The following is a 23166-nucleotide window of genomic DNA, read 5'->3' on the forward strand; positions in this document are numbered from 1 at the left end:
GCGTTACGACGGAATGCCGTGACAGCGCTCCGCCGTGCGGTGAGACGCCGGCTCTCGATGCCGGGGCTCGAGAGAGGTGCAAGCAAGGGACGGGCCGGGGCCGCCACCTGTCTGCAGGGTTCGGCGGTCTACGGCTCCAGAAATACAGGAAAAATTGTGACGGTAGAAAGTCTTTTTCCTTATCAGACGAATTTTTTTCGCCGGCTGACGAAATACCTTGGCGCGGCTGCGTTACGGCGCTAATTTTATTAATCCGATCATCGGCTTATCCGCACCCGACGGTCTCCCCGCGCCCCTCCTCATTGGCCCCGCCTATCGTCCCCATGGGTGGAGCCGGCCCCGGCAACTCCCTACAATCGCCCGACGCTTCGAGGAGACCGCACGATGCTGATGGTGATTTCCCCCGCCAAGACCCTGGACTACGAGACCCCGCCGGTCACCGACCGCCACACCCTGCCGCTGCACCTGGACGATGCCCAGGAGCTGATCGGCGTGCTGCGCGAGATGACCCCGGCGCAGATCGGCAGCCTGATGAGCCTGTCGGACAAGCTGGCCGGCCTGAACGCCGCGCGCTACGCCAGCTGGCACCCCGACTTCAGCCCGGCCAACGCCAAGCAGGCGCTGCTGGCCTTCAAGGGCGACGTCTATACCGGCCTTGCCGCCGAGGACTTCGACGCCGCCGACTTCGACTTCGCCCAGCGCCACCTGCGCATGCTTTCCGGCCTTTATGGCGTGCTGCGGCCGCTGGACCTGATGCAGCCCTACCGCCTGGAGATGGGCACCAAACTGGCCAACGCCCGCGGCGCCAACCTCTATGAGTTCTGGGGCGAGCGCATCAGCGCCTGGCTGAATCAAGACCTCGCCGAGCAGGGCGACGCCGTGCTGCTCAACCTGGCCTCCAACGAATACTTCGGCGCGGTGAAGCGCAAGGCGCTGGACGCCCGCATCATCGACACCGAGTTCAAGGACCTGAAGAACGGCCAGTACAAGATCATCAGCTTCTACGCCAAGAAGGCCCGCGGCCTGATGGCGCGCTACGTGATCAAGGAGCGCCTGACCGACTCCGAGGGCCTGAAGGACTTCGACTACGCCGGCTACCGCTTCGCCGCCGAGGAGTCCTCCGCCGACCGCCTGGTGTTCCTGCGCGACCACCCCGACGCCTGACCTGCCCCCCGAAAGTGGCGGCCAAACGGCCGTCACGCCCCCTCCCCCGCTACCGTCGATCCCCCTCCAGCCCCCATGTGCCGCCGAATTACCCACACGGCGAAAATGGTCAAGGCTACCGTTCGTCGGCAACAGCCAAGACATTGAAAAAATTTTTCTCGCTCCCGCGCGCCATCACCACGGCAGAAAAGCGCCTTTTTTGCCATCGCGCATGTAATCCATTGGCCATTAAAAGCACCCCGCCATTACATGCAATTCACGATTGCAAGTTGCACGAAATACCTTGAAACACCCTCCCCGACATCCTGAACGGCAGCTGAACGAAGTGTAAAACGGCTGAATCACCGCGGAACTTTTTCCAATCCTTGCATTTTGCAAGTCCGCCAAAAACGACAGTCGTGTTTCAGCTTGATATCAAAAGCGCCTTATTTGATGGCGATTGGATATTTAATTCCGACCACTCCTCAGGATGGGTGGCAGGAACTATCGAGCGGCCTCGAACATCCTACTTCCGCAACGCCCATCATGGGTTTGTTGCCCATAACCAGGTTTTTCGAAAACGCATCGAGCGCTGCTCGAGGGACTCGTTCAACCTGAATAATTTCAATGAGTTATGAAATTAATGCAGAACTCCAAAGCAAACTTTAGTGCATCAGAAGAGTGCAATTAGTTCTAACTTTGCAATCACCCTGAAACATTAAAGTGCATGCCGCGGAACTCTGCCCGAATTGAGTGCAGAAAATTCGAGTCACTCACGGACTGCCTGAAGCGGCGCGCCTGACAGGGGCGCCGCAGCAAAAGGGAATTGGCCAGAAGGCCAACTTTTAACAGCTCGACAAAGCAGAGGTGAATACGATGCGTATCAGCATCTTTGGTCTTGGCTACGTCGGTGCAGTATGCGCCGGTTGCCTGTCCGCCCGTGGTCACGAAGTGATCGGCGTGGACGTTTCCACCACCAAGATCGACCTGATCAACCGCGGCAAGTCGCCCATCGTCGAACCGGGGCTGGAGCCCCTGCTGGAACAGGGCATCCGCACCTCGCGGCTGTCGGGCACCACCGACTTCAAGCAGGCGGTGCTGGACAGCGACGTCTCCTTCATCTGCGTCGGCACCCCGAGCAAGAAGAACGGCGACCTGGACCTGGGCTACATCGAGAGCGTCTGCCGCGAGATCGGCTACGCCATCCGCGAGAAGGCCGGCCGTCACACCGTGGTGGTGCGCAGCACCGTGCTGCCGGGCACCGTGAAGAACGTGGTGATCCCGATCATCGAGGACTGCTCGGGCAAGAAGGCCGGCGTCGACTTCGGCGTGGGCACCAACCCCGAGTTCCTGCGCGAGAGCACCGCGATCAAGGACTACGACTTCCCGCCGATGACCGTCATCGGCGAGCTGGACGCCCAGACCGGCGACCTGCTGGAGGAAATCTACCGCGAGCTGGACGCGCCGATCATCCGCAAGTCCATCGAGGTCGCGGAGATGATCAAGTACACCTGCAACGTCTGGCACGCCGCCAAGGTCACCTTCGCCAACGAGATCGGCAACATCGCCAAGGCCGTCGGCGTCGATGGCCGCGAGGTGATGGACGTGGTCTGCCAGGACCGCAAGCTGAACCTGTCGCGCTACTACATGAAGCCCGGCTTCGCCTTCGGCGGCTCCTGCCTGCCCAAGGACGTGCGCGCCCTCACCTACCGCGCCGGCCAGCTGGACGTCGAGCACCCGATGATCGGCTCGATCATGCGCAGCAACGCCTACCAGGTGCAGAAGGCCTTCGAGATCATCACCACCCACGGCAGCCGCAAGGTCGGCCTGCTCGGCCTGTCGTTCAAGTCCGGCACCGACGACCTGCGCGAGAGCCCGCTGGTGGAACTGGCCGAGATGCTCATCGGCAAGGGCTACGAGCTGCAGATCTTCGACCGCAACGTCGAGTACGCCCGCGTCCACGGCGCGAACAAGGAGTACATCGAGTCGAAGATCCCCCACGTCTCCTCGCTGCTGGTCTCCGACCTCGACCAGGTGGTGAAGACCTCCGACGTGCTGGTGCTGGGCAACGGCGACGAGCTGTTCGTCGACGTGGTGAACCAGGCGCCGCAGGGCAAGAAGGTGGTCGACCTGATCGGCTTCATGTCCCACGGCTCCGACGAGCGCGCCGAAGGCATCTGCTGGTAAGCGCCGCCGGCTCTTCGTAGGAGTGAGCCTGCTCGCGAACGCTCTTCCCGGCGGTACCGGTGCCGGGGCGGTTCGCGAGCAAGCTCGCACCTACGGGAGCCCACCTGTTCCCACGAAGCCAAGACGCGACTGACGGACCTGACCATGGACGCATACAAACGAGCCCTCGGCGAAGCCACCGGCTGGCTGGCCTTCCTCTGCCTGCTGATGGGCCTGGCGCTGATCGTGCCCCCCACGGTGTTCGACCCCAATGCCCGCGACTTCCTGCTGATCATCGGCGCGGTGGGCATCTGGCGCTACTCCATGGGCGGCCTGCACTTCCTGCGCGGCATGCTCTTCCTCCACGTCGTCTACCCGCACTACAAGCGGCGCCTGCGCAAGCTCGGCAAGGCGGCGGACCCGTCCCACGTCTACCTGATGGTCACCAGTTTCCGCATCGACGCCATGACCACCTCCATGGTCTACCGCTCGGTGATCCAGGAGGCCATCGTCTGCGGCTACCCGACCACCGTGGTCTGCTCCATCGTCGAGATGTCCGACGAGGTGCTGATCAAGCAGCAGTGGCAGAAGCTCAACCCGCCCGCCCACGTGAAGCTGGACTTCGTGCGCATCCCCGGCACCGGCAAGCGCGACGGCCTGGCCCACGGCTTCCGCGCCATCTCCCGGCACATGCCCGACGAAGGCTCGGTGGTGGCGGTGATCGACGGCGACACCGTGCTCGAGCCCGGCGTGGTCCAGGCCACGGTGCGCTGGTTCAAGCTGTTCCCCCAGGTCGGCGGCCTGACCACCAACGAATTCTGCGAGGTGCAGGGCGGCTACGTGATGAGCCAGTGGCACAAGCTGCGCTTCGCCCAGCGCCACATCAACATGTGCTCCATGGCCCTATCCAAGCGCGTGCTGACCATGACCGGGCGCATGTCGGTGTTCCGCGCCGCGGTGGTCACCGACCCCGACTTCATCGCCGACGTCGAGGCCGACCACCTGGACCACTGGCGCCTGGGGCGCTTCCAGTTCCTCACCGGCGACGACAAGTCCAGCTGGTACAGCCTGATGCGCCTGGGCTACGACACCTTCTACGTGCCGGACGCTGCCATCAACACCGTCGAGCACCCGCCGGAGAAGAGCTTCATCAAGGCCAGCCGCAAGCTGATGTTCCGCTGGTACGGCAACAACCTGCGGCAGAACTCCCGCGCCCTGGGCCTGGGCCCGCGGCGCCTGGGCTGGTTCACCACGGTGGTGCTGTTCGACCAGCGCCTGTCCATGTGGACCTGCCTGCTGGGCCTGGTGGCGGCGATCATCGCCAGCATCAAGTACAGCATCACCTTCCTGCTGGTGTACCTGCTGTGGATCGGCATCACCCGCCTGATCCTGACGCTGCTGCTGTCGCTGTCCGGCCACCCGATCGGCCCGGCCTACCCGCTGATCCTCTATTACAACCAGATCGTCGGCGCCCTGGTGAAGATCTACGTGTTCTTCCGCCTCGACCAGCAGTCCTGGACGCGCCAGAGCACCAAGCTCGACCGGGGCCTGAACAGCTACCAGCGCTGGTTCAACACCTGGTCCTCGCGCGCCATGACCTTCTCTGCCGCCAGTGTGTTCGTCGCCGTACTCCTGACGATCGTATGACCCCTTGAGCAACCGGCCCGCGGCCGATCCGACCCGTTTCGAACATAGGACCGACTTCATGAATACCGCCGTCAACGTCAACGTCGTGCACGAATCCGAAGCCCAGCGCCAGCACGCGCGGGTCAAGCTGCCCGCGCGCATCCGCTACATCGGCGCCAACCGCGAGGGCGTCGACGCAAGGCTCTTGGACCTTTCCGCCGGCGGCTTCGCCTTCACTGCCAGCGGCGCGCCTATCCAGGTCGGCGACCTGCACAAGGGCAAGCTGCTGTTCCAGATCGACAGCATCAGCTTCGCCCTGGAAGTGGAGTTCCAGGTGCGCTCCTTCGACCCGGACAGCCGCCGCACCGGCTGCGAGTTCCAGCACCTGAAGCCGCGCGAGGTCGCCGCCCTGCGCTACCTGATCACCGCGTACCTGGCCGGCGAGGTGGTCAGCGTCGGCGACATGCTCAACACCCTGCAGCGCGAGAACTTCACCAAGGCCCGCAAGCACGGCGGCGCCGGCGGCGGCATGGGCTTCTTCGGGCGCATCCGCGCGGTGACCCTGAGCACCGCCATCTTCGTGGTCGGCGTCGGCGCCTTCGCCTTCATCCTCAACCAGCTGTACAACCTGTACTTCGTCACCCATGCCGACTCCGGCGTGGTCAACATCCCCGCCCAGCAGATCACCATGCCCCGCGAGGGCACCGTCGACAGCCTGGTGCAGATGGACGCCGAAGTGGCCAAGGGCGCGCCCATCGCCACCTTCTCCACCAGCCTGCTGGACCTGCTCAAGGGCAATCTGTCCGACGAGCAGCTCAACCCCGGCAACATCGAGAAGCTCTTCGGCCACCAGCTCAAGGGCACCCTCACCAGCCCCTGCGACTGCCGGGTGATCGAGCAGCGCGTCGCCAACGGCCAGTACGCCAACAAGGGCGACGTGATCTTCACCCTGGCCCCGCGCGACGCCAGCGCCACCGTCGAGGCGCGCTTCGCCTACCGCAACGCCGCCGAACTCTCGCCGGGCACCCTGGTGCACTTCCAGGTCGCCGGCGACAGCGAAGTGCGCAGCGGCCGCATCCTGCGCACCGCGCCGGTGGACGGCGACCTGTCGTCGGAGATCCGCGCGCAGATCCAGCCCGAGCAGCCGCTGGACAGCCAGCTCGCCGGGCGCCCGGCGGAAGTCAGCATCGGCGGCCTGCCCGGCCGCACCCTGCTGAACAAGGCCATGGCCATGGCCACCGCGCGCTGAGGAGCCAAGCATGAACGCCATCGCCCACCATCCGCTGCGCGGCGCCGCCCTGGCCCTGGCCATCGGCCTGGCCGCCGGCTGCGCCGGCCTGCCGGACCAGCGCCTGGCCGACGAAGCCATGGCCCGCGGCGACATCGCCACCGCCCAGGCCAACTACCAGGCCCTGGCCACCCTCGGCTACACCGACGCGCAGATCGGCCTGGCCGACATGCAGGCCGCCAGCGGCGACAGCGCCGCCCAGGCCCGCGCCGAGAAGCTCTACCGCGACGCCGCCGAGACCTCGCCGCGGGCCCGCGCGCGCCTGGGCAAGTGGCTGGCGGCCAAGCCCGGCGCGACCGACGCCGAGCACCGCGAGGCCGAGCAGTTGCTCAACCGCGCCTTCAACGAAGGCGAGGACAGCGCCCTGGTGCCGCTGATCGTGCTCTACCTGCAGTACCCGCAGGCCTGGCCGGGCGTGAACCCGCAGCAGCGCATCGACCAGTGGCGCGCCCAGGGCCTGCCCCAGGCGGACCTGGCGCAGATCATCCTGTACCGCACCCAGGGCACCTACAACCAGCACCTGGGCGAGATCGAGCAGGTCTGCCAGCGCTGGCTGACGCGCATGGACGTGTGCTGGATGGAGCTGGCCACCGTCTACCAGGTGCAGGGCGACGCCGACAAGCAGAAGGCCCACCTCGAGCGCCTGCGCGCCGCGCACAAGGCCGGCCGGGTGCCGCCGGAGCGGGTGGAATCGGTGGCCCAGGTGCTGGCCGACGCCGACCTCGGCAAGCCCGACCCGCAGACCGCCCAGGCCCTGCTCAACGAACTGGCGCCGACCTACCCCGCGGCCTGGGTCGACCTCGCCAAGCTGCAGTACGACTACCCCGAGCTGGGCGACGTCGAGCAGATGCTCGACTACCTGAAGAAGGCCCAGGACGCCGCCCAGCCGCGCGCCGAGCTGCTGCTCGGGCGCCTGTACTACGACGGCAAGTGGATGCCCCAGGATCCGCAGAAGGCCGAGCAGCACCTGCTCAAGGCCGCCGCCAGCGAACCCCAGGCGCACTACTACCTGGGGCAGATCTACCGCCGCGGCTTCCTCGGCAAGGTCTACCCGCAGAAGGCCGCCGACCACCTGCTGATCGCCGCCCGCGCGGGCCAGGCCAGCGCCGACATGGCCCTGGCCCAGCTCTGGTCGCAAGGCCGCGGCGTACAGCCCAATCGCGTCAACGCCTACGTCTTCGGCACCCTGGCGCAGCGCCAGCAGATACCCCAGGCCGGCGACCTGATGAGCGAACTGCAACCGCAGCTGCAGCCGGCCGAACTGAGCCAGGCGCAGCAGCTGCTCAAGCGCGAGGAACAGGCCCGCGGCGCCAACTGGCAGGCCACCGTCAGCCTCATGCAGAACGAACAGGAACAAGAAAGCCTATGAAGCGCCCCGACCCGACCTCCGCCCCGCTGTTCCAACCGATCCGCCTGGCCCGCGCCATCCGCCGCGCCCGGCTGTTCCCGGCGATGCTCGGCGCCGGCATGAGCCTGGCCGGCACCCTGTTCGCCGCCAGCGCCTGGGCCGACGACACGCCGCCCAAGAACTACGGCATCGACATCAAGATCACCGCCGAGTCCGAGGACGATCGCGACCTGGGCACCGCCCACGGCGGCGACCTCAACGGCATCGGCATCGACCTGCGGCCCTGGGCCTTCGGCCAGTGGGGCCAGTGGAGCGCCTACGTGATGGGCCAGGCGGTGGCCGCCACCGACACCATCCAGACCGACACCCTGCAGTCCGACGAAGTCGACGCCAGCGGCCGCGACAGCAGCGACAACAAGCGCGAGCCCGACGACGCCTACCTCGCCCTGCGCGAGTTCTGGGTGGACTACGCCGGCCTCACCCAGTACCCCGGCGAGCACCTGCGCTTCGGCCGCCAGCGCCTGCGCGACGACAGCGGCATGTGGCAGGACACCAATATCGAGGCGCTGAACTGGACCTTCGACACCACCCTGCTGCGCGCCCACCTGGGCGCCGCCCAGCGTTTCTCCGAGTACCGCACCGACATCACCGACCTGGCGCCGGAAGACGAGGACCGCACCCACGTCTTCGGCGACATTTCCACGCAGTGGGCGCCGCACCACTGGGTGGGCCTGCGCCTGCACCACGCCGATGACAGCGGCAGCCTGCCGGACCCGGGCGAAACCATCGACTCGCTGGACAAGCGCTCCACCGGCGACCTCACCTGGGTCGGCATCGAAGCCAACGGCGATGGCTACAACTACCGCTCGCAGATGCCGCTGAACTACTGGGCCAGCGCCACCTGGCTGAGCGGCAACCGCGACCGCCTGACCAGCGCCGCGGTGGACGGCGAGCGCGTGGCCACCGGCAAGCAGAGCGGCGACGTCAACGCCTACGGCGTCGACCTGGGCCTGCGCTGGAACATCGACGAGCAGTGGCGCGCCGGCGTCGGCTACGCCCGTGGCAGCGGCGGCGGCCACGACGGCGAGGACCAGTACGAGCAGACCGGCCTGCAGAGCAACCGCTCCAACTTCACCGGCACCCGTGCCCGCGTGCACCGCTTCGGCGAGGCCTTCCGCGGCGAACTCTCCAACCTGCAGGACGCCACCCTGTTCGGCGCCTGGCAGCTGCGCGACGACTACGACGCCAGCGTCGTGTACCACAAGTTCTGGCGCGTGGACGGCGACTCGGACATCGGCAACAGCGGCATCACCGCCCCCCTGGAGAACAACTCCAAGGACATCGGCCAGGAAGTCGACCTGGTGGTCACCAAGTACTTCAAGCAGGGCCTGCTGCCCGCCTCGATGAGCCAGTACATCGACGAGCCCTCGGCCCTGGTGCGCTTCCGCGGCGGCGTGTTCAAGCCCGGCGACGCCTACGGCAGCCACGTCGACTCGACGATGCACCACGCCTTCGTCGATTTCATCTGGCGCTTCTGAGGATCAGGGCGATGCGAACTGGCAGTCACTGGTTCCCCGCGTTAGCGGGGATGACGGAAAACCCCTCCCGCGTGCGAACGGGCACGGGGAGCGCGGGGGTTCGCATCCCCCGCCCGGCGACCGTCACTCCCGCGCACGCGGGGGCCCAGCGCCTTCCGGCTCCACGCCCACAGGGAGAACCCACCATGAACCGCCATCCGCTACCCCTGGCCGCCCTGCTGCTCGGCGGCCTGCTGGTCGCCACGGGCCCCGCCTGGGCCTCGACCCCGGCGGCCAACGCCAAGGACGCCGAGGCCAGCGAGCAGCCCTCGCCGGCCAACCAGCCCGGCCACGTCCAGGGCCTCAAGGAAACCGGCAACTACACGGTCACCGCGCTGCCCGAGGGCCCGCTGCACCTGGACCCGCCGAAGCTGCCCGACCTCTCCGGCTACACCGCCGAGGCGGTGGCGAAGAAGATCGTGCGCAAGCCCGGCGGCAAGGCCGTGGTGCAGCGCATGGTGCAGCAGCAGCCGCTGAAGGAATTCACCGGCGGGCAGAACCGCCTGGCCGAGTGGGTCAAGCGCCAGCGGCAGATGCCCCAGGCCATCTTCATCGAAGGCGGCTACGTCAACCTCGCGCAGCTGGCCGGCAAGCTCGGCAAGGCGCTGGAGCAGGTCGAGCCCGGCGTGTTCGTCGCCCGCCTGCCCATCGTGGTCAGCCAGGGCGCGACCCTGGAGATCGACGGCAAGGTCAGGGAACTGCGCCTGTCCCAGGACCGCGGCGCCTTCCTGGTCAACGACGGCAAGCTGTTCGTGCGCGATACCAAGGTCACCGCCTGGAACGAAGCCCGCGGCGAGCCGGCCTGGTTCAAGAGCCCCAACGAGTTCCGCCCGTTCCTGGTGTCCTGGGGCGGCGCCGAGGCCTACCTGGTGAACAGCACCTTCACCAGTTTCGGCTACAACGCCTCCAAGGCCTACGGCATCTCCATCTCGCAGTACAGCCCGGGCATGGACAAGACCATGAAGCGTCCGCGGCCCAAGGGCTGGGTGATCGGCTCCACCTTCGTCGACAACTGGTACGGCTTCTACTGCTACGAGGCCGACGACCTGGTGGTGCGCGGCAACACCTACCGCGACAACGTCATCTACGGCATCGACCCCCACGACCGCTCGCACCGCCTGATCATCGCCGAGAACACCGTGTACGGGACGAAGAAGAAGCACGGCATCATCGTCTCGCGCGAGGTCAACGACAGCTGGATCTTCCGCAACAAGACCTACGACAACCACCTCTCCGGGATCGTCCTGGACCGTAACTCCGAACGCAACCTGGTGGCCTACAACGAGGTGTACCGCAACCACTCCGACGGCATCACCCTGTACGAGAGCGGCGACAACCTGATCTACGGCAACCAGGTGCTGGGCAACCGGCGCCACGGCATCCGCATCCGCAACAGCGTGAACATCCGCCTGTACGAGAACCTCGCCGCCGGCAACAAGCTGATCGGCGTGTACGGGCACATCAAGGACCTGTCCAACACCGACCGCAACATCGACCTCGACCCCTTCGACACCAAGGTGTCGCTCATCGTGGTCGGCGGCAAGCTGGTGGGCAACGGCTCAGGTCCCTTGTCGGTGGATTCGCCGCTGTCGCTGGAACTCTACAAGGTGGCCATGCTCGGCCCGACCAAATCCTCGGGCATCAGCTTCAACGGCGTGCTCGGCGAGAAGCAGGACCAGATCCTCGACCTGCTCGTGCGCCAGCAGCGCGCCGTGCTGATCGACCCCGTGGAAAGCCAGGCCGAACTGCAGAATTGAGGACCCGTACCATGACCATCCGCCCCCATCGTCTGCTGCGCCTGTCGACTCTGGCCGCCGGCCTGCTGCTGGCCCACGGTATTCTTGCTGCGGGCGCCGCCGACGCCGGCGCGCCGACCTACAGCGCCCTGCCCGCCGCCGGCCTGTGCCCGGCCGCGGCCGACGACAAGGCCTACAACACCAAGTACCTGGGCTTCTTCACCCACCTGGTGCCAGCCCAGGAAGACTGGCTGTTCCGCACCACCTACGACCTGCGCACCGACTTCGGCACCACGCCCGAGGGCTGGCGCGAACTCAAGGCGCTGCGTGAGGCGCTGGAGCGCCGCGGCGTCGAGCTGATGGTGGTCTACCAGCCCACCCGCGGGCTGATCAACCGCGAGAAGCTCAGCCCCGAGGAGAAGGCCTCGTTCGACTACGAACTGGCGAAGAAGAACTACCTGGCGACCATCGCCAAGTTCCGCGAGGCCGGCATCTACACCCCGGACTTCTCGCCGCTGTTCGACGAGAAGGAAGCCCACCCCTACTACTTCAAGGGCGACCACCACTGGACGCCCTACGGCGCCATGCGCAGCGCCAAGATCGCCGCCGAGACGCTGAAGCAGATGCCCGCCTATGCGGACATCCCGAAGAAGGAATTCGAAAGCAAGCGCGTGGGCCTGCTGTCCAAGCTCGGCACCTTCCACAAGGCCGCCGCGCAACTGTGCGGCAGCAGCTACGCGCCGCAGTACGTCGACCGCTTCGAGACCGAGCCGGTGGGCGACAGCGGCGGCGGCGACCTGTTCGGCGACGGCGGCGACCCGCAGGTGGCGGTGGTCGGCACCTCCAACAGCGGCCCGGCGTACAACTTCGTCGGCTTCCTGGAGCAGTACGGCAAGGTCGACATCCTCAACAACGCCGTCTCCGGCGGCGGCTTCGACAGCTCGCTGCTGGCCTACCTGACCAGCAAGGAATTCCACGACAAGCCGCCGAAGATCCTGGTCTGGGAATTCGCCACCCACTACGACATGGCGCAGAAGAGCTTCTACCGCCAGGCCATGCCCCTGGTGGCCAACGGCTGCGCCGAGCAGAAGGCCGTGCTCAGCCGCAAGGTCAAGCTGCACGCCGGGCGCAACGAGGTGCTGCTCAACAGCGCGGCGCTGCCGATCCGCAGCGGCAGCTACACCGCCGACGTCACCTACAGCGACCCGGGCATCCACGAGCTGAAGAACACCGTCTGGTACATGAACGGCCGCCGCGAGCAGCTGAAGATCGAGCAGTCCAAGGCCGTCGACACCGGCGGGCGCTACGTCTTCGAACTGCGCAACGACGAGGACTGGCCGGACCAGCAGTTCCTCTCCCTGGAGATCGAGGCGCCGGACGACATGCCGGCCGGCCTCGAGGTCGAGGCGAAGCTGTGCCAGACCCCGCAGATCAAGGCCACCGCCAGTACCGTGGCCGGGAGGTAATCCATGTCCATCCAGCGACTTTCCCGCAACAAGGGCCTGCGCCTGCTGTGGCCGGCCATGGCCCTGAGCAGCCTCGCCGCCCTCTACGGGCAGAGCAGCCAGGCCGCCGACCTGGTGCCGCCGCCGGGCTACTTCGCCGCGGTCGGCGAGCGCAAGGGCGACGCCGATAGTTGCCCGGCAGTGCCCACGCCCTACACCGGCTCGCTGCAGTTCACCAGCAAGTACGAGGGCTCCGACTCGGCGCGCGCTACCCTCAACCTGGCCGCCGAAGGCAAGTTCCGCGCGCAGATCAAGGACATCACCGACATGGAGCGCGGCACCACCAAGCTGATCACCCAATACATGCGCAGCGGCCACAAGGGCGACCTGGACTGCGCGCTGAACTGGCTGACCACCTGGGCCCGAGCCGATGCGCTGGAAAGCGGCGACTTCAACCACACCGGCAAGTCCATGCGCAAATGGGCCCTGGGCAGCCTGTCCTCGTCCTACCTGCGCCTGAAGTTCTCCAGCAGCCGCCCGCTGGCGGCCTACCCGCAGCAGGCGGCGCAGATCGAGCAGTGGTTCGGCAAGCTCGGCACCCAGGTGGTCAGCGACTGGAGCAACCTGCCGCTGAAGAAGATCAACAACCACAGCTACTGGGCCGCCTGGTCGGTGATGTCCACCGCCGTGGTGACCAACCGCCGCGACCTGTTCGACTGGTCGGTGCGCGAATTCAAGGTGGCGGCCAGCCAGGTCGACGCCCAGGGCTACCTGCCCAACGAACTCAAGCGCCGCCAGCGCGCCCTGTCCTACCACAACTACAGCCTGCCGCCGCTGGCGATGATCGCCGCCTTCGCCCAGGTCAACGGCGTGGACCTGCGCCAGGAAAACAACGGCGCCCTGCAGCGCCTGGCCGAAAGGGTGATGCAGGGGGTGGACGACCAGCAGGACTTCGACCGCCGGACCGGCAACGACCAGGACATGAGCGACCTGAAGGAAAACAGCAAGTTCGCCTGGCTGGAGCCCTACTGCGCGCTCTACAGCTGCGCGCCGAAGACCCAGGACTGGCGCAGGAAGATGGAGCCGTTCAACAGCTTCCGGCTGGGCGGGGATGTGACGAAGGTGTTCAACCGGGGGAATGGCGGGAGCTGATGCGCTCAATGGGAGTGGGGTGCAGACCGGCACGTGCCGGCTGACACAACGGTTTCCACCTGCACCGAACAGTCCCCTCTCCCTTCAGGGAGAGGGTTAGGGAGAGGGCAAGAACCTCCCAGCAACACCGCGACAACCGGCTGAACCCCGCAACGAAGACGGGCCCAGCCACCCCCGACCCAAGCGCAAAAGACGCCGGGCGGGCGCACCACCTTAGCGACAAAACGGGGAGGAACTGGCGGGTGACACCGGCCTTTTCCTTGCGCGCTATACGGCGCCGGAAGGGCTGGAGCCACCCTGGGTACGAAGCTCCAGAGCGAGACGGGCAATGGTCTTTTCTTCCAACGTGTTCCTGTTCCTGTTCCTGCCGATCTTCCTCGGCCTGTACTACCTGAGCGGGAACCGCTACCGCAACCTGCTGTTGCTGGTGGCCAGCTACGTCTTCTACGCCTGGTGGCGGGTGGACTTCCTCGCCCTGTTCGCCGGCGTGACCCTGTTCAACTACTGGATCGGCCTGCGCATCGGCGCCGCCGGCGTGCGCACCCTGGCGGCCAAACGCTGGCTGATCCTCGGCGTGGTGGTCGACCTGGCCGTGCTGGGCTACTTCAAGTACGCCAACTTCGGCGTCGACAGCCTCAACCAGATCATCACCTCGTTCGGCATGCAGCCCTTCGTGCTGACGCACATCCTGCTGCCCATCGGCATCAGCTTCTACACCTTCGAGTCGATCAGCTACATCATCGACGTGTACCGCGGCGACACCCCGGCCACGCGCAACCTCATCGACTTCGCGGCCTTCGTGGCGATCTTCCCGCACCTGATCGCCGGCCCCGTGCTGCGCTTCAAGGACCTGGTCGACCAGTTCAACCACCGCACCCACACCCTGGACAAGTTCGCCGAAGGCTGCACCCGCTTCATGCAGGGCTTCGTCAAGAAGGTGTTCATCGCCGACACCCTGGCGGCCCTGGCCGACCACTGCTTCGCCCTGCAGGACCCGACCACCGGCGACGCCTGGCTGGGCGCGCTGGCCTACACCGCGCAGCTGTACTTCGACTTCTCCGGCTACAGCGACATGGCCATCGGCCTGGGCCTGATGATGGGCTTCCGCTTCATGGAGAACTTCAACCAGCCCTACATCAGCCAGTCCATCACCGAGTTCTGGCGGCGCTGGCACATCAGCCTGTCCACCTGGCTGCGCGACTACCTGTACATCAGCCTGGGCGGCAACCGCGGCAGCACCTTCCAGACCTACCGCAACCTGATCCTGACCATGCTCCTGGGTGGCCTGTGGCACGGCGCCAACGTCACCTACATCATCTGGGGCGCCTGGCACGGCGTATGGCTGGCCATCGAGCGCGCCCTGGGCGTGAACGCCGCGCCGCGGGTGCTCAACCCGCTGAAATGGGCCTTCACTTTCCTGCTGGTGATCATCGGCTGGGTGATCTTCCGCGCCGAGAACCTGCACGTGGCCTGGCGCATGTACGAAGCCATGTTCAGCTTCGGCGACTGGAGCCTGTCCGAGCAGAGCCGCGCCAGCCTCACCGGCCTGCAGGTGGGCACCCTGGTGGTGGCCTACGTGGTGCTGGCCGTCTTCGGCCTGCGCCAGTTCTACAACCAGCCGCTGCAGAGCAAGGCGCCCAAGGCCGCGGCCAAGACCGACGACGTCGCCGCCGACGGCCCGGCCAGCGCCCAGCCGCGCAGCCCGCAGGACGCCGAGAACGACCCGGCGGCCATCGCCTACTTGCGCAGCGGCGCGGCGGTGTACCGCCCGCACTGGCTCACCCAGCTGCCCGTGCTGGCCACCCGAGTGGCCCTGCTGGCGCTGTTCGCCGCCTCGGTGCTGAAGCTCTCGGCGCAGAGCTACTCGCCCTTCCTCTACTTCCAGTTCTGAGCGAGGCCGGACCATGCAACCGACTCCTTACGTTTCCAAGATCAGCAAACCCCTGCAATACGCCTACGTCGCCGCCTTCGGCGGGATACTGCTGGGCCTGGCCGGCTGGTCGCTGAAGGCCTTCCCCAGCTTCGCCGCCGCCGAGGGCACCACGGTGCTCAACGGCAAGCTGGCCCACGCCTTCGAAGGCCACTACGACGACCAGTTCCCCATCAAGCGCCTGGGCACCAACCTCTGGGCCGCGCTGGACTACGCCCTGTTCGACGAAGGCCGCCCGGGCGTGGTGATCGGCAAGGACGGCTGGCTGTACACAGACGAGGAATTCAAGCCGGCGCCCAGCCAGACCCAGCTGGACGACAACTGGGCCCTGGTGCGCGGCGTGCAGCAGGAGCTGGAGCGCCGCGGCGTGAAGCTGGTGCTGGCGATCATCCCGGCCAAGGCGCGCATCTACCCCGAGTACATCGGCAAGGAACAGCCTGCCCAGCTGCACGTCGGCCTGTACGACGAATTCCTGCAGCGCGCGCGCCAGGCCGGCATGGCCGCGCCCAAGCTGCTGGACACCCTGGAGCAGGCCAAGGACAACGGCCAGGTGTTCCTGCGCACCGACACCCACTGGACGCCGCTGGGCGCCGAGGCCGTGGCCCAGCGCCTGGCCCAGAGCATCCGCGAGGGGCAGAACCTCGACCTGCCGCAGCAGACCTTCATCACCGACGCCAGCAAGGCCACGCCGCACAAGGGCGACCTGCTGACCTTCCTGCCCCTGGACCCGCTGTTCAGCGAACTGCTGCCGGCGCCGGACCAGCTGCAGGCGCGCCAGACCCGCCCGGCCGAGGACAACGCCGCGGCCGGCGGCGACCTGTTCGGCGACAGCGCCGAGCCGCAGGTGGCCCTGGTGGGCACCAGCTACAGCGCCAACCCCCACTGGAACTTCGCCGGCGCCCTCAAGCAGGCGCTGTCCACCGACCTGATCAACTACGCCAAGGAAGGCAAGGGCCCCCTCGAACCCATGCTCGAACTGCTCAAGGACCCGGGCTTCCAGCAGAAGCCGCCGCGCCTGCTGGTGTGGGAATTCCCCGAACGCTACCTGCCGATGCACAGCGACCTCAGCCAGTTCGATGCCGACTGGCTGGCCCAGCTGCGCGCGGCCGGCAACCGTGACGAACGCCTGGCGGCCAACCCGCCGGGCCTGACCGCGGCGCACTGAGCGCCACGCCAAGGGCGCCAGCGCGCCCCATGAAAAAGTGAAGACGGAGGTACACCCCATGACTCGTTCCAAGACCCTCGGCTGGAAATCCCCCGCCCTGGCACTGGCCCTGGGCCTGGCCGCCTTCGGCGCCCACGCCGGCGAAGCCGCGCTCTACGGCCCGCAGGCGCCCAAGGGTTCGGCCTTCGTGCGGGCCTACAACGCCGGCAACAGCGAACTCTCGGTGAGCGTCGGCAACGCCCAGCTCAACGACGTATCGCCCCTGGGCTCCAGCGACTTCAAGTTCCTCCCGCCGGGCAACTACACCGCCAAGGTCGGCAGCCAGAGCCTGCCGGTGAAACTCGACCCGGACGCCTACTACACCCTGGTCAGCCAGCCCGGCGGCCAGCCCAAGCTGGTGCCCGAGCCGCCCTTCAAGAACAAGCAGAAGGCCCTGGTGCGGGTGCAGAACCTCAGCGGCCAGGCGCTGACCCTGAAGACCGCCGACGGCAAGACCGAAGTGGTCGGCAACGTCGCCCCGCAAAGCCACGGCGACCGCGAGATCAACCCGGTGAAGGTGAACCTGGCGCTGTTCGAGGGCGGCAAGAAGGTCAGCGACCTCAAGCCCGTCACCCTGGAACGCGGCGAGGTGGTGTGCCTGTACGTCACCGGCGAGGGCGGCAAGCTGTCGCCGGTGTGGGTCAAGCGGCCGGTGAAGGCCGACTGAGTTAGATGGCGATGACGTGCCGACGTGAAGGCCGCCCCCTCTCCCTAACCCTCTCCCTGAAGGGAGAGGGGACCGTTCGGCATCAAGCGCAACCCTGGCGCTCGCCGGCAGTGAAGGAGCGGCCGGTTGGCACAGTCCTCGCCGATCGCACGGATAGCCCCCTCTCCCTTCAGGGAGAGGGGACCGTTCGGCATCAGGCGCAACCCTGGCGCTCGCCGGCAGTGAAGGAGCAGCCGGTTGGCACAGTCCTCGCCGATCGCACGGATAGCCCCCTCTCCCTTCAGGGAGAGGGCTGGGGAGAGGGGCTCTTACCCCCCACACCCAATCACCAAAACGAACACCACAAAAAGACCGGCCACACCGGCAGAAAAAACCAGCGAGCTGCCAAGACGGCCCGCACGGAGAGGTCACCCGAAACGGTAACGGCGCCCGGCGCCCCACAGAACGCATGAACGCTTTAAGGAGAAACCCCACATGATTCCCGTCATTCTTTCCGGTGGTAGCGGCTCGCGACTCTGGCCCCTTTCCCGCAAGCTGTATCCCAAGCAGTTCCTGGCCCTGGCCGGCGAGCACACGCTGTTCCAGCAGACCCTCGAGCGCCTGGCCTTCGAAGGCATGGAGCCGCCGCTGGTGGTGAGCAACAAGGAACACCGCTTCATCCTCCAGGAACAGCTGGAACAACTGAAGCTCAAGACCCAGGGCATCCTGCTCGAACCCTTCGGCCGCAACACCGCCCCGGCCGTAGCCATCGCCGCCATGAAGCTGCTCGCCGAAGGCCGTGACGAACTGCTGCTGGTGCTGCCGGCCGACCACGTGCTGGAAGACCCGCGCGCCTTCCAGCGCGCCCTGGCCCTGGCCACCGTGGCCGCCGAGAAGGGCGAGATGGTGCTCTTCGGCGTGCCGGCCAGCCGCCCGGAAACCGGCTACGGCTACATCCGCGCCAACGCCGACGACAAGCTGCCCGGCGGCGTCGCGCGGGTCGAGCGCTTCATCGAGAAACCCGACGAGGCCCGCGCCCGCCAGTTCGTCGAGGAAGGCGGGCACTACTGGAACAGCGGCATGTTCCTGTTCCGCGCCAGCCGCTTCCTGGAAGAACTCAAGCGCCACGACGCCGACATCTACGACACCTGCCTGCTGGCCCTGGAGCGCAGCCAGCACGAGGGCGAGGTGGTCAACATCGACCCGGCCACCTTCGAGTGCTGCCCGGACAACTCCATCGACTACGCGGTGATGGAAAAGACCCAGCGCGCCTGCGTGGTGCCCCTGGCCGCCGGCTGGAACGACGTCGGCAGCTGGTCGTCGATCTGGGAAGTGCACGACAAGGACGCCAACGGCAACGTCACCAAGGGCGACGTGCTGGTGCACGACAGCCGCAACTGCCTGGTGCACGGCAACGGCAAGCTGGTCTCGGTGGTCGGCCTGGACGACATCGTCGTGGTGGAAACCAAGGACGCCATGATGATCGCCCACCGCGACCGCGTGCAGGACGTGAAGAAGGTGGTCAACGAACTGGACGCCGCCGGCCGCAGCGAAACCCAGAACCACTGCGCCGTGTACCGCCCCTGGGGCAGCTACGACTCGGTGGACATGGGCGGCCGCTTCCAGGTCAAGCACATCACCGTCAAGCCCGGCGCGCAGCTCTCGCTGCAGATGCACCACCACCGCGCCGAGCACTGGATCGTGGTCAGCGGCACCGCCCAGGTGACCTGCGACGACAAGGTGTTCCTGCTCACCGAGAACCAGTCCACCTACATCCCCATCGCCTCGGTGCACCGCCTGGCCAACCCCGGCAAGATCCCGCTGGAGATCATCGAAGTGCAGTCCGGCAGCTACCTGGGCGAAGACGACATCGAACGTCTGGAAGACGTCTACGGTCGAACCGAAGAGAGCGGCATCCGCGCGCAGGTAGCCGCTCGCTAGTTGAAGGACGGCGTCTCCCCCATCGATGCCAATCGCCCCCAGGCCTTGTGCCTGGGGGTTTTTCTTTCTCTGCGGAATGATGAGGGGCTTTCATTTCACACCGTTGAGTTTGAGCAGGCCTACACCCATGAGCAACCAGACCGACCCTGTGGCGCAGGACCACCAGCCTATGCGGATCAGGCGTGCGATGGCCGGTGGAAACGCCTGGATGTCCCTGGCATCCACTTGTCCGCGGCGGATGAAGAACCTTGGCCAGAGCACCAGGCCGGCGACGTTGAGAATACGCAGGTAACGCAGCTTGAAGCTGGCATCCGACCAGGATTGAAGCGAACGCTGGAGACCCGGGCTGTGGGCGAAAGCCGCGGCGATGGTGTCGTAGTGGCGATAGGTGAGAAAGAAAAAGATCGCAACACCGAGCAAGCCGATGATGAAGGGCGACAACATGAACGCGAATGCCCACCAGCTTTTCCAGAACGTAATCATGGCGTCCCGCTGCCGTAAAGATATTCCCCCATCCACTCGCCACCAGCTTCTCCCATCTTGCCACCTAGATAGCTTCCAGCACCAATGAGCACCAGACCACAGGCAACGGCTCCAACGCCTCCCGATGCAAACCCAACGGCAGCGCAAATAATCCCGGACGGTGCTCCTGCAACGCTTCCCAAGAACGCACCACCGGCTATTCCCCCAACAAAACTCCCCGTCTCGGTAAATCGCACCTTCTTGCAGGCCTCGGTTTCTCCACCCCGACAGACTTCCTGTACTTTCAGCGCAGACGCCGTCCCCCCCAACCCGATGCCGATATAGCCGCCGTACTTCAGATACCGCGCCGCCTTGGCCACCTCCTCGATATGTGTGGCATAGCCGGGAATCTGCCCCGGCGCGCCGGAGCGGCTCCAGTGGTGGACCAGGCTGCGGGTGGAAATGCCCAGGTCGCGGCGTAGCAGAGGGTGGTGGCCGAGGTTGAGTTGCTTGTTCATGAAGGTGGCCTTGAGCTGGGAGTCCAGGTGGGTGAGCAACTGGCGGCGGCTGACGAAGAAGTTATGGCTGCGCAGGTGGCCATGGGTGGCGAATTCGGTCTGGTGCAGGTATTCGATGTCGCGCAGTGTTTCGCCGATCTGCCGCAGGCCCTTGTCCAGTACGTCCTTGGTCAGCCCCAGCGAGGTGCCGGCGCCGCCGAGGATGTTGGCGATCTCGGCCTGGTGCCTGACCATGAAATCCGCTTCCTCCTCGCTCAGCGGTTCCAGGGCCGTGCGTACTTGAGCAGCGGCGGCCATCAGCTCGGCTTCTTCGCGCAGGCAGGCGGTGGGGTTGAGCAGGTCGCCGATCACGAAGATTTCCCCTGCCTTGAAACCCTGGGCATGAGTGGGGTTGAGAGCCTTGAGGCGGCTGATGAGGTAGGAATGGGCCTTTTCGGGGAAGAGGTGCGCCAGCAACTGCTCGAAGCTCATGCTGCGCTGCACGATATGGAAGCCGGGCTCCAGCTTGGCAGGGCGCTTGAACAGGCCGGGTGCTGGCCGGTCGACCTCGGGGACGCGTTCGGGCTTGGGCTCCCAGGCCACGAAGGAGGCGCCGCCGTTGTCCTGGCGGCGCCTGGGTGGTTCGGTGAAGCGGCTCCAGCCCTTGTCCGGTGCCCAACTGCGATCGGTGTGCCAGTCGCTGGAAGGCTTCCAGTCGGGCTCTGGGGCCCAACTGCGGTCGAAAGGATAGGCGGCTGCTCGGGGATCGTCCGCGCTCATGCTTGCTGTCCTGCTTGGCCGGGGTAAGCGGCCAAGCTAGGCAATCGCGGCACGCCTGAATGTCAGGCGCCCTGGACCGACGGCTGAATCAGGCGTATGAAGTCTCGCAAAGCGCCGCCGCGGCGCCCCCTCGCAACCTTGATCCAGGCCAGCACCCGCCGCCGCAAACCCGCACCACCTTGACTCAGGCGCGCGCCTCGGCGGCAACAGCTGGAACGACTGCCTGCCCCTGCCGCCGTTGCGCCTGGGCTACCGCGCGAGCACCCTGAAATTCCGCGCCGAACGCATCGACGGGCGCTTCGGTGACTGAGCTGCCTGGCCAACCCCGGCAAGATCCCGCTGGAGATCATCGAAGTGCAGTCCGGCAGCTACCTGGGCGAAGACGACATCGAACGTCTGGAGGACGTCTACGGTCGAACCGAAGAGAGCAGCATCCGCGCGCAGGTAGCCGCTCGCTAGTTGAAGGACGGCGTCTCCCCATCGATGCCAATCGCCCCCAGGCCTTGTGCCTGGGGGTTTTTCTTTGTGCGCGGGGAATGGCGTGGGTGGGGCGGCGATGGGTATCGCTTCGCTCAACCCATCCTACGGGGCTGTCTTGCAGGCCACGTCGGGGAGCGCATAACGCCAACGGTTCCCGGGGAGCACGGTCGTAGGAGCGGACCTTGTCCGCGATAGCCGGGCGTATCGGCGCGGATCGCGGATAGGATCCGCTCCTACGCCGCCCCACCCACGTCATTCCCATGTAGGAGCGCGCCCTGCGCGCGAAATCGCGGGCAGGGCCCGCTCCTACAGGTTGCCGGGGAGCACGGTATTCCTCCTCCCCCGTAGGAGCGGACCTTGTCCGCGATAGCTGGACGTCCCGGCGCGGATCGCGGACAGGACCCGCTACGCCGCCCCACCCGCGCCATTCCCCTGTAGGAGCGCGCCCTGCGCGCGAATCGCGGGCAGGGCCCGCGCCTACAGGTATCAGCCTTCGAGCAGCTCCACGCTCTCCGGCGCGCGGCGCATCAGTACGCGGCCGTGGCGGATGGAATACAGCGCCTTGGTCTGCTGGCGCACCGCCTCGTAGTCGCTGTCCACGCCCAGCACCAGCAGGTTGGCCGGGCGGCCGGCGGCGATGCCGTAACGCTCGCCCAGGTTCAGCGCGCGGGCGCTGTTGTCGGTGACCAGGTCGAGGCTGCGCTGCAGGTCCTCGAAGCCCATCATGTGGCAGATGTGCAGGCCGGCGTCGAGCACGCGCAGGATGTTGCCGTTGCCCAGCGGGTACCACGGGTCCTTGATCGAATCCTGGCCGAAACACACGTTCATCCCGGCGCGGTCGATCTCCGCCACGCGGGTCACACCGCGGCGTTTCGGGAAGCTGTCGAAGCGGCCCTGCAGGTGGATGCTCTCGGTCGGGCAGGAGACGAAGCTGATGCCCGAACGCTTGAGCAGGCGGAACAGCTTCGAGCAATAGGCGTTGTCGTAGGAACCCATCGCCGTGGTATGGCTGGCGGTCACCCGCGCCCCCATGCCACGCACCCGCGCCTCTTCGGCCAGCACTTCGAGGAAGCGCGAATTGGGATCGTCGGTCTCGTCGCAGTGCACGTCCACCAGGCAGCCAGTGCGCTCGGCCAGGTCCATGAGGAACTTGATCGAACTGACGCCCTGCTCGCGGGTGTTCTCGAAATGCGGGATGCCGCCGACCACGTCCGCGCCCAGGCGGATCGCCTCTTCCATCAGCTCGCGGCCGCCGTCGTAGGACTCGATGCCCTCCTGCGGGAAGGCGACGATCTGCAGGTCCACCAGGTGTTTCGCTTCCTCCTTCACCTCCAGCATGGCCTTGAGCGCGGCCAGCGTGGGATCGGTGACGTCCACGTGGGTGCGCACGTGCTGGATGCCGTGGGCGGCCAGCATGCGGATGGTGGTGTGGGCGCGGGCCTTGGTGTCTTCGTGCGTGATGGTTTCCTTGCGCTGCGCCCAGCGCTCGATGCCCTCGAACAGGGTACCGCTCATGTTCCACTGCGGCTCGCCGGCGGTGAGGGTGGCGTCGAGGTGGATATGCGGCTCCACCAGCGGCGCGATCACCAGTTGCCCGGCGGCGTCGAGGTCATCGCTGGTGGCGGCGACGCTGGCCGCCTGGGGCAGCACCTCGGCGATGGTCTCGCCCGCGCAGCGGATGGTGAACAGGCCTTCCTGCTTGCGCAGCTTGGCGTTGACGATCTTCATTGGGTTGGCTCCTCAGG

At 66.6% G+C, this 23166-nt stretch carries 16 protein-coding genes and 2 pseudogenes; 15 read left to right on the forward strand and 3 right to left on the reverse strand.

All coding sequences use genetic code 11. The features are described 5' to 3' along the window. Positions 1-384: 384 nt before the first annotated feature. The 13 genes from yaaA (at position 385) to FG99_RS26060 (ending at position 19202) form a co-directional block, all read left to right on the forward strand. Positions 385-1164, forward strand: coding sequence for a peroxide stress protein YaaA (gene yaaA, locus FG99_RS26000; RefSeq protein ID WP_043273108.1), 780 nt, complete (start codon positions 385-387; stop codon positions 1162-1164). An 855-nt stretch (positions 1165-2019) separates the two neighbouring features. Further along, a complete protein-coding gene (gene algD / locus FG99_RS26005) occupies positions 2020-3330 on the forward strand; it encodes a GDP-mannose 6-dehydrogenase (RefSeq protein ID WP_043273109.1) in 1311 nt (436 codons plus the stop codon). A gap of 144 nt (positions 3331-3474) precedes the next feature. Then, a complete protein-coding gene (gene alg8, locus FG99_RS26010) occupies positions 3475-4956 on the forward strand; it encodes a mannuronan synthase (protein WP_043273110.1) in 1482 nt (493 codons plus the stop codon). A 58-nt stretch (positions 4957-5014) separates the two neighbouring features. Beyond that, positions 5015-6184 carry an alginate biosynthesis protein Alg44 gene (locus tag FG99_RS26015; protein WP_043273112.1) on the forward strand — a complete coding sequence of 390 codons (1170 nt, stop codon included), beginning with the start codon at positions 5015-5017 and terminating at the stop codon, positions 6182-6184. A 10-nt stretch (positions 6185-6194) separates the two neighbouring features. After that, entirely contained in the window at positions 6195-7592 is a 1398-nt protein-coding gene (gene algK / locus FG99_RS26020) for an alginate biosynthesis TPR repeat lipoprotein AlgK (protein WP_051879271.1), read from the forward strand. Positions 7593-7675: 83 nt separating this feature from the next. Continuing rightward, positions 7676-9109, forward strand: coding sequence for an alginate export family protein (locus tag FG99_RS26025; RefSeq protein WP_043273377.1), 1434 nt, complete (start codon positions 7676-7678; stop codon positions 9107-9109). Positions 9110-9294: 185 nt separating this feature from the next. Beyond that, a complete protein-coding gene (algG, locus tag FG99_RS26030; protein WP_043273114.1) occupies positions 9295-10905 on the forward strand; it encodes a mannuronan 5-epimerase AlgG in 1611 nt (536 codons plus the stop codon). Positions 10906-10916: 11 nt separating this feature from the next. Next, positions 10917-12350, forward strand: coding sequence for an alginate O-acetyltransferase (locus tag FG99_RS26035; protein WP_043273116.1), 1434 nt, complete (start codon positions 10917-10919; stop codon positions 12348-12350). A gap of 57 nt (positions 12351-12407) precedes the next feature. After that, positions 12408-13481, forward strand: a complete 1074-nt coding sequence (locus FG99_RS26040) for a mannuronate-specific alginate lyase (RefSeq protein WP_141766102.1) — start codon at positions 12408-12410, stop codon at positions 13479-13481. 328 nt (positions 13482-13809) lie between these two features. Further along, positions 13810-15372 carry an MBOAT family O-acyltransferase gene (locus tag FG99_RS26045; protein ID WP_043273118.1) on the forward strand — a complete coding sequence of 521 codons (1563 nt, stop codon included), beginning with the start codon at positions 13810-13812 and terminating at the stop codon, positions 15370-15372. 13 nt (positions 15373-15385) lie between these two features. Continuing rightward, positions 15386-16576 carry an alginate O-acetyltransferase gene (locus tag FG99_RS26050; RefSeq protein ID WP_081884736.1) on the forward strand — a complete coding sequence of 397 codons (1191 nt, stop codon included), beginning with the start codon at positions 15386-15388 and terminating at the stop codon, positions 16574-16576. Between the two features lie 58 nt (positions 16577-16634). After that, positions 16635-17282 (forward strand): alginate O-acetyltransferase AlgF, encoded by a 648-nt coding sequence (algF, locus tag FG99_RS26055; protein ID WP_043273119.1) that lies wholly within the window; start codon positions 16635-16637, stop codon positions 17280-17282. Positions 17283-17756: 474 nt separating this feature from the next. Further along, complete coding sequence (locus FG99_RS26060; RefSeq protein ID WP_043273120.1) at positions 17757-19202, forward strand: mannose-1-phosphate guanylyltransferase/mannose-6-phosphate isomerase; 1446 nt, start codon at positions 17757-17759, stop codon at positions 19200-19202. 90 nt (positions 19203-19292) lie between these two features. Here the strand turns inward: FG99_RS26060 and FG99_RS26065 are convergent, their stop codons facing one another. Continuing rightward, entirely contained in the window at positions 19293-19685 is a 393-nt protein-coding gene (locus FG99_RS26065) for a hypothetical protein (RefSeq protein ID WP_043273121.1), read from the reverse strand. After that, positions 19682-20941: a hypothetical protein gene (locus FG99_RS26070; protein ID WP_051879273.1), complete on the reverse strand. Its 1260-nt coding sequence runs from the start codon at positions 20939-20941 to the stop codon at positions 19682-19684. Before FG99_RS26070 ends, FG99_RS26065 begins: the two co-directional genes overlap by 4 nt. A gap of 190 nt (positions 20942-21131) precedes the next feature. On the opposite strand from FG99_RS26070, the pseudogene FG99_RS31655 reads away from it, so the two are divergent. Both FG99_RS31655 and FG99_RS31660 read left to right on the forward strand, forming a co-directional pair. Next, a pseudogene (locus FG99_RS31655) lies at positions 21132-21251 on the forward strand (multidrug transporter); the annotation flags it as partial. Between the two features lie 5 nt (positions 21252-21256). Next, positions 21257-21400: pseudogene (locus tag FG99_RS31660) on the forward strand (hypothetical protein); the annotation flags it as partial. 507 nt (positions 21401-21907) lie between these two features. Here FG99_RS31660 and codA read toward each other — a convergent pair. Beyond that, a complete protein-coding gene (gene codA, locus FG99_RS26075) occupies positions 21908-23149 on the reverse strand; it encodes a cytosine deaminase (protein ID WP_043273122.1) in 1242 nt (413 codons plus the stop codon). Positions 23150-23166 lie beyond the last annotated feature (17 nt).

Origin of the sequence: Pseudomonas sp. AAC (genome assembly GCF_000725445.1) — a bacterium.
In the GTDB taxonomy this organism is placed as follows: Bacteria; Pseudomonadota; Gammaproteobacteria; order Pseudomonadales; family Pseudomonadaceae; genus Pseudomonas; species Pseudomonas citronellolis.

Bases quoted from the DNA above. Each gene is read 5' to 3' on its own strand.
- yaaA (WP_043273108.1), top strand. From the start codon at position 385: ATGCTGATGGTGATTTCCCCCGCCAAGACCCTGGACTACGAGACCCCG.
- algD (WP_043273109.1), top strand. From the start codon at position 2,020: ATGCGTATCAGCATCTTTGGTCTTGGCTACGTCGGTGCAGTATGCGCC.
- alg8 (WP_043273110.1), top strand. From the start codon at position 3,475: ATGGACGCATACAAACGAGCCCTCGGCGAAGCCACCGGCTGGCTGGCC.
- FG99_RS26015 (WP_043273112.1), top strand. From the start codon at position 5,015: ATGAATACCGCCGTCAACGTCAACGTCGTGCACGAATCCGAAGCCCAG.
- algK (WP_051879271.1), top strand. From the start codon at position 6,195: ATGAACGCCATCGCCCACCATCCGCTGCGCGGCGCCGCCCTGGCCCTG.
- FG99_RS26025 (WP_043273377.1), top strand. From the start codon at position 7,676: ATGCTCGGCGCCGGCATGAGCCTGGCCGGCACCCTGTTCGCCGCCAGC.
- algG (WP_043273114.1), top strand. From the start codon at position 9,295: ATGAACCGCCATCCGCTACCCCTGGCCGCCCTGCTGCTCGGCGGCCTG.
- FG99_RS26035 (WP_043273116.1), top strand. From the start codon at position 10,917: ATGACCATCCGCCCCCATCGTCTGCTGCGCCTGTCGACTCTGGCCGCC.
- FG99_RS26040 (WP_141766102.1), top strand. From the start codon at position 12,408: ATGGCCCTGAGCAGCCTCGCCGCCCTCTACGGGCAGAGCAGCCAGGCC.
- FG99_RS26045 (WP_043273118.1), top strand. From the start codon at position 13,810: ATGGTCTTTTCTTCCAACGTGTTCCTGTTCCTGTTCCTGCCGATCTTC.
- FG99_RS26050 (WP_081884736.1), top strand. From the start codon at position 15,386: ATGCAACCGACTCCTTACGTTTCCAAGATCAGCAAACCCCTGCAATAC.
- algF (WP_043273119.1), top strand. From the start codon at position 16,635: ATGACTCGTTCCAAGACCCTCGGCTGGAAATCCCCCGCCCTGGCACTG.
- FG99_RS26060 (WP_043273120.1), top strand. From the start codon at position 17,757: ATGATTCCCGTCATTCTTTCCGGTGGTAGCGGCTCGCGACTCTGGCCC.
- FG99_RS26065 (WP_043273121.1), bottom strand. From the start codon at position 19,685: ATGATTACGTTCTGGAAAAGCTGGTGGGCATTCGCGTTCATGTTGTCG.
- FG99_RS26070 (WP_051879273.1), bottom strand. From the start codon at position 20,941: ATGAGCGCGGACGATCCCCGAGCAGCCGCCTATCCTTTCGACCGCAGT.
- codA (WP_043273122.1), bottom strand. From the start codon at position 23,149: ATGAAGATCGTCAACGCCAAGCTGCGCAAGCAGGAAGGCCTGTTCACC.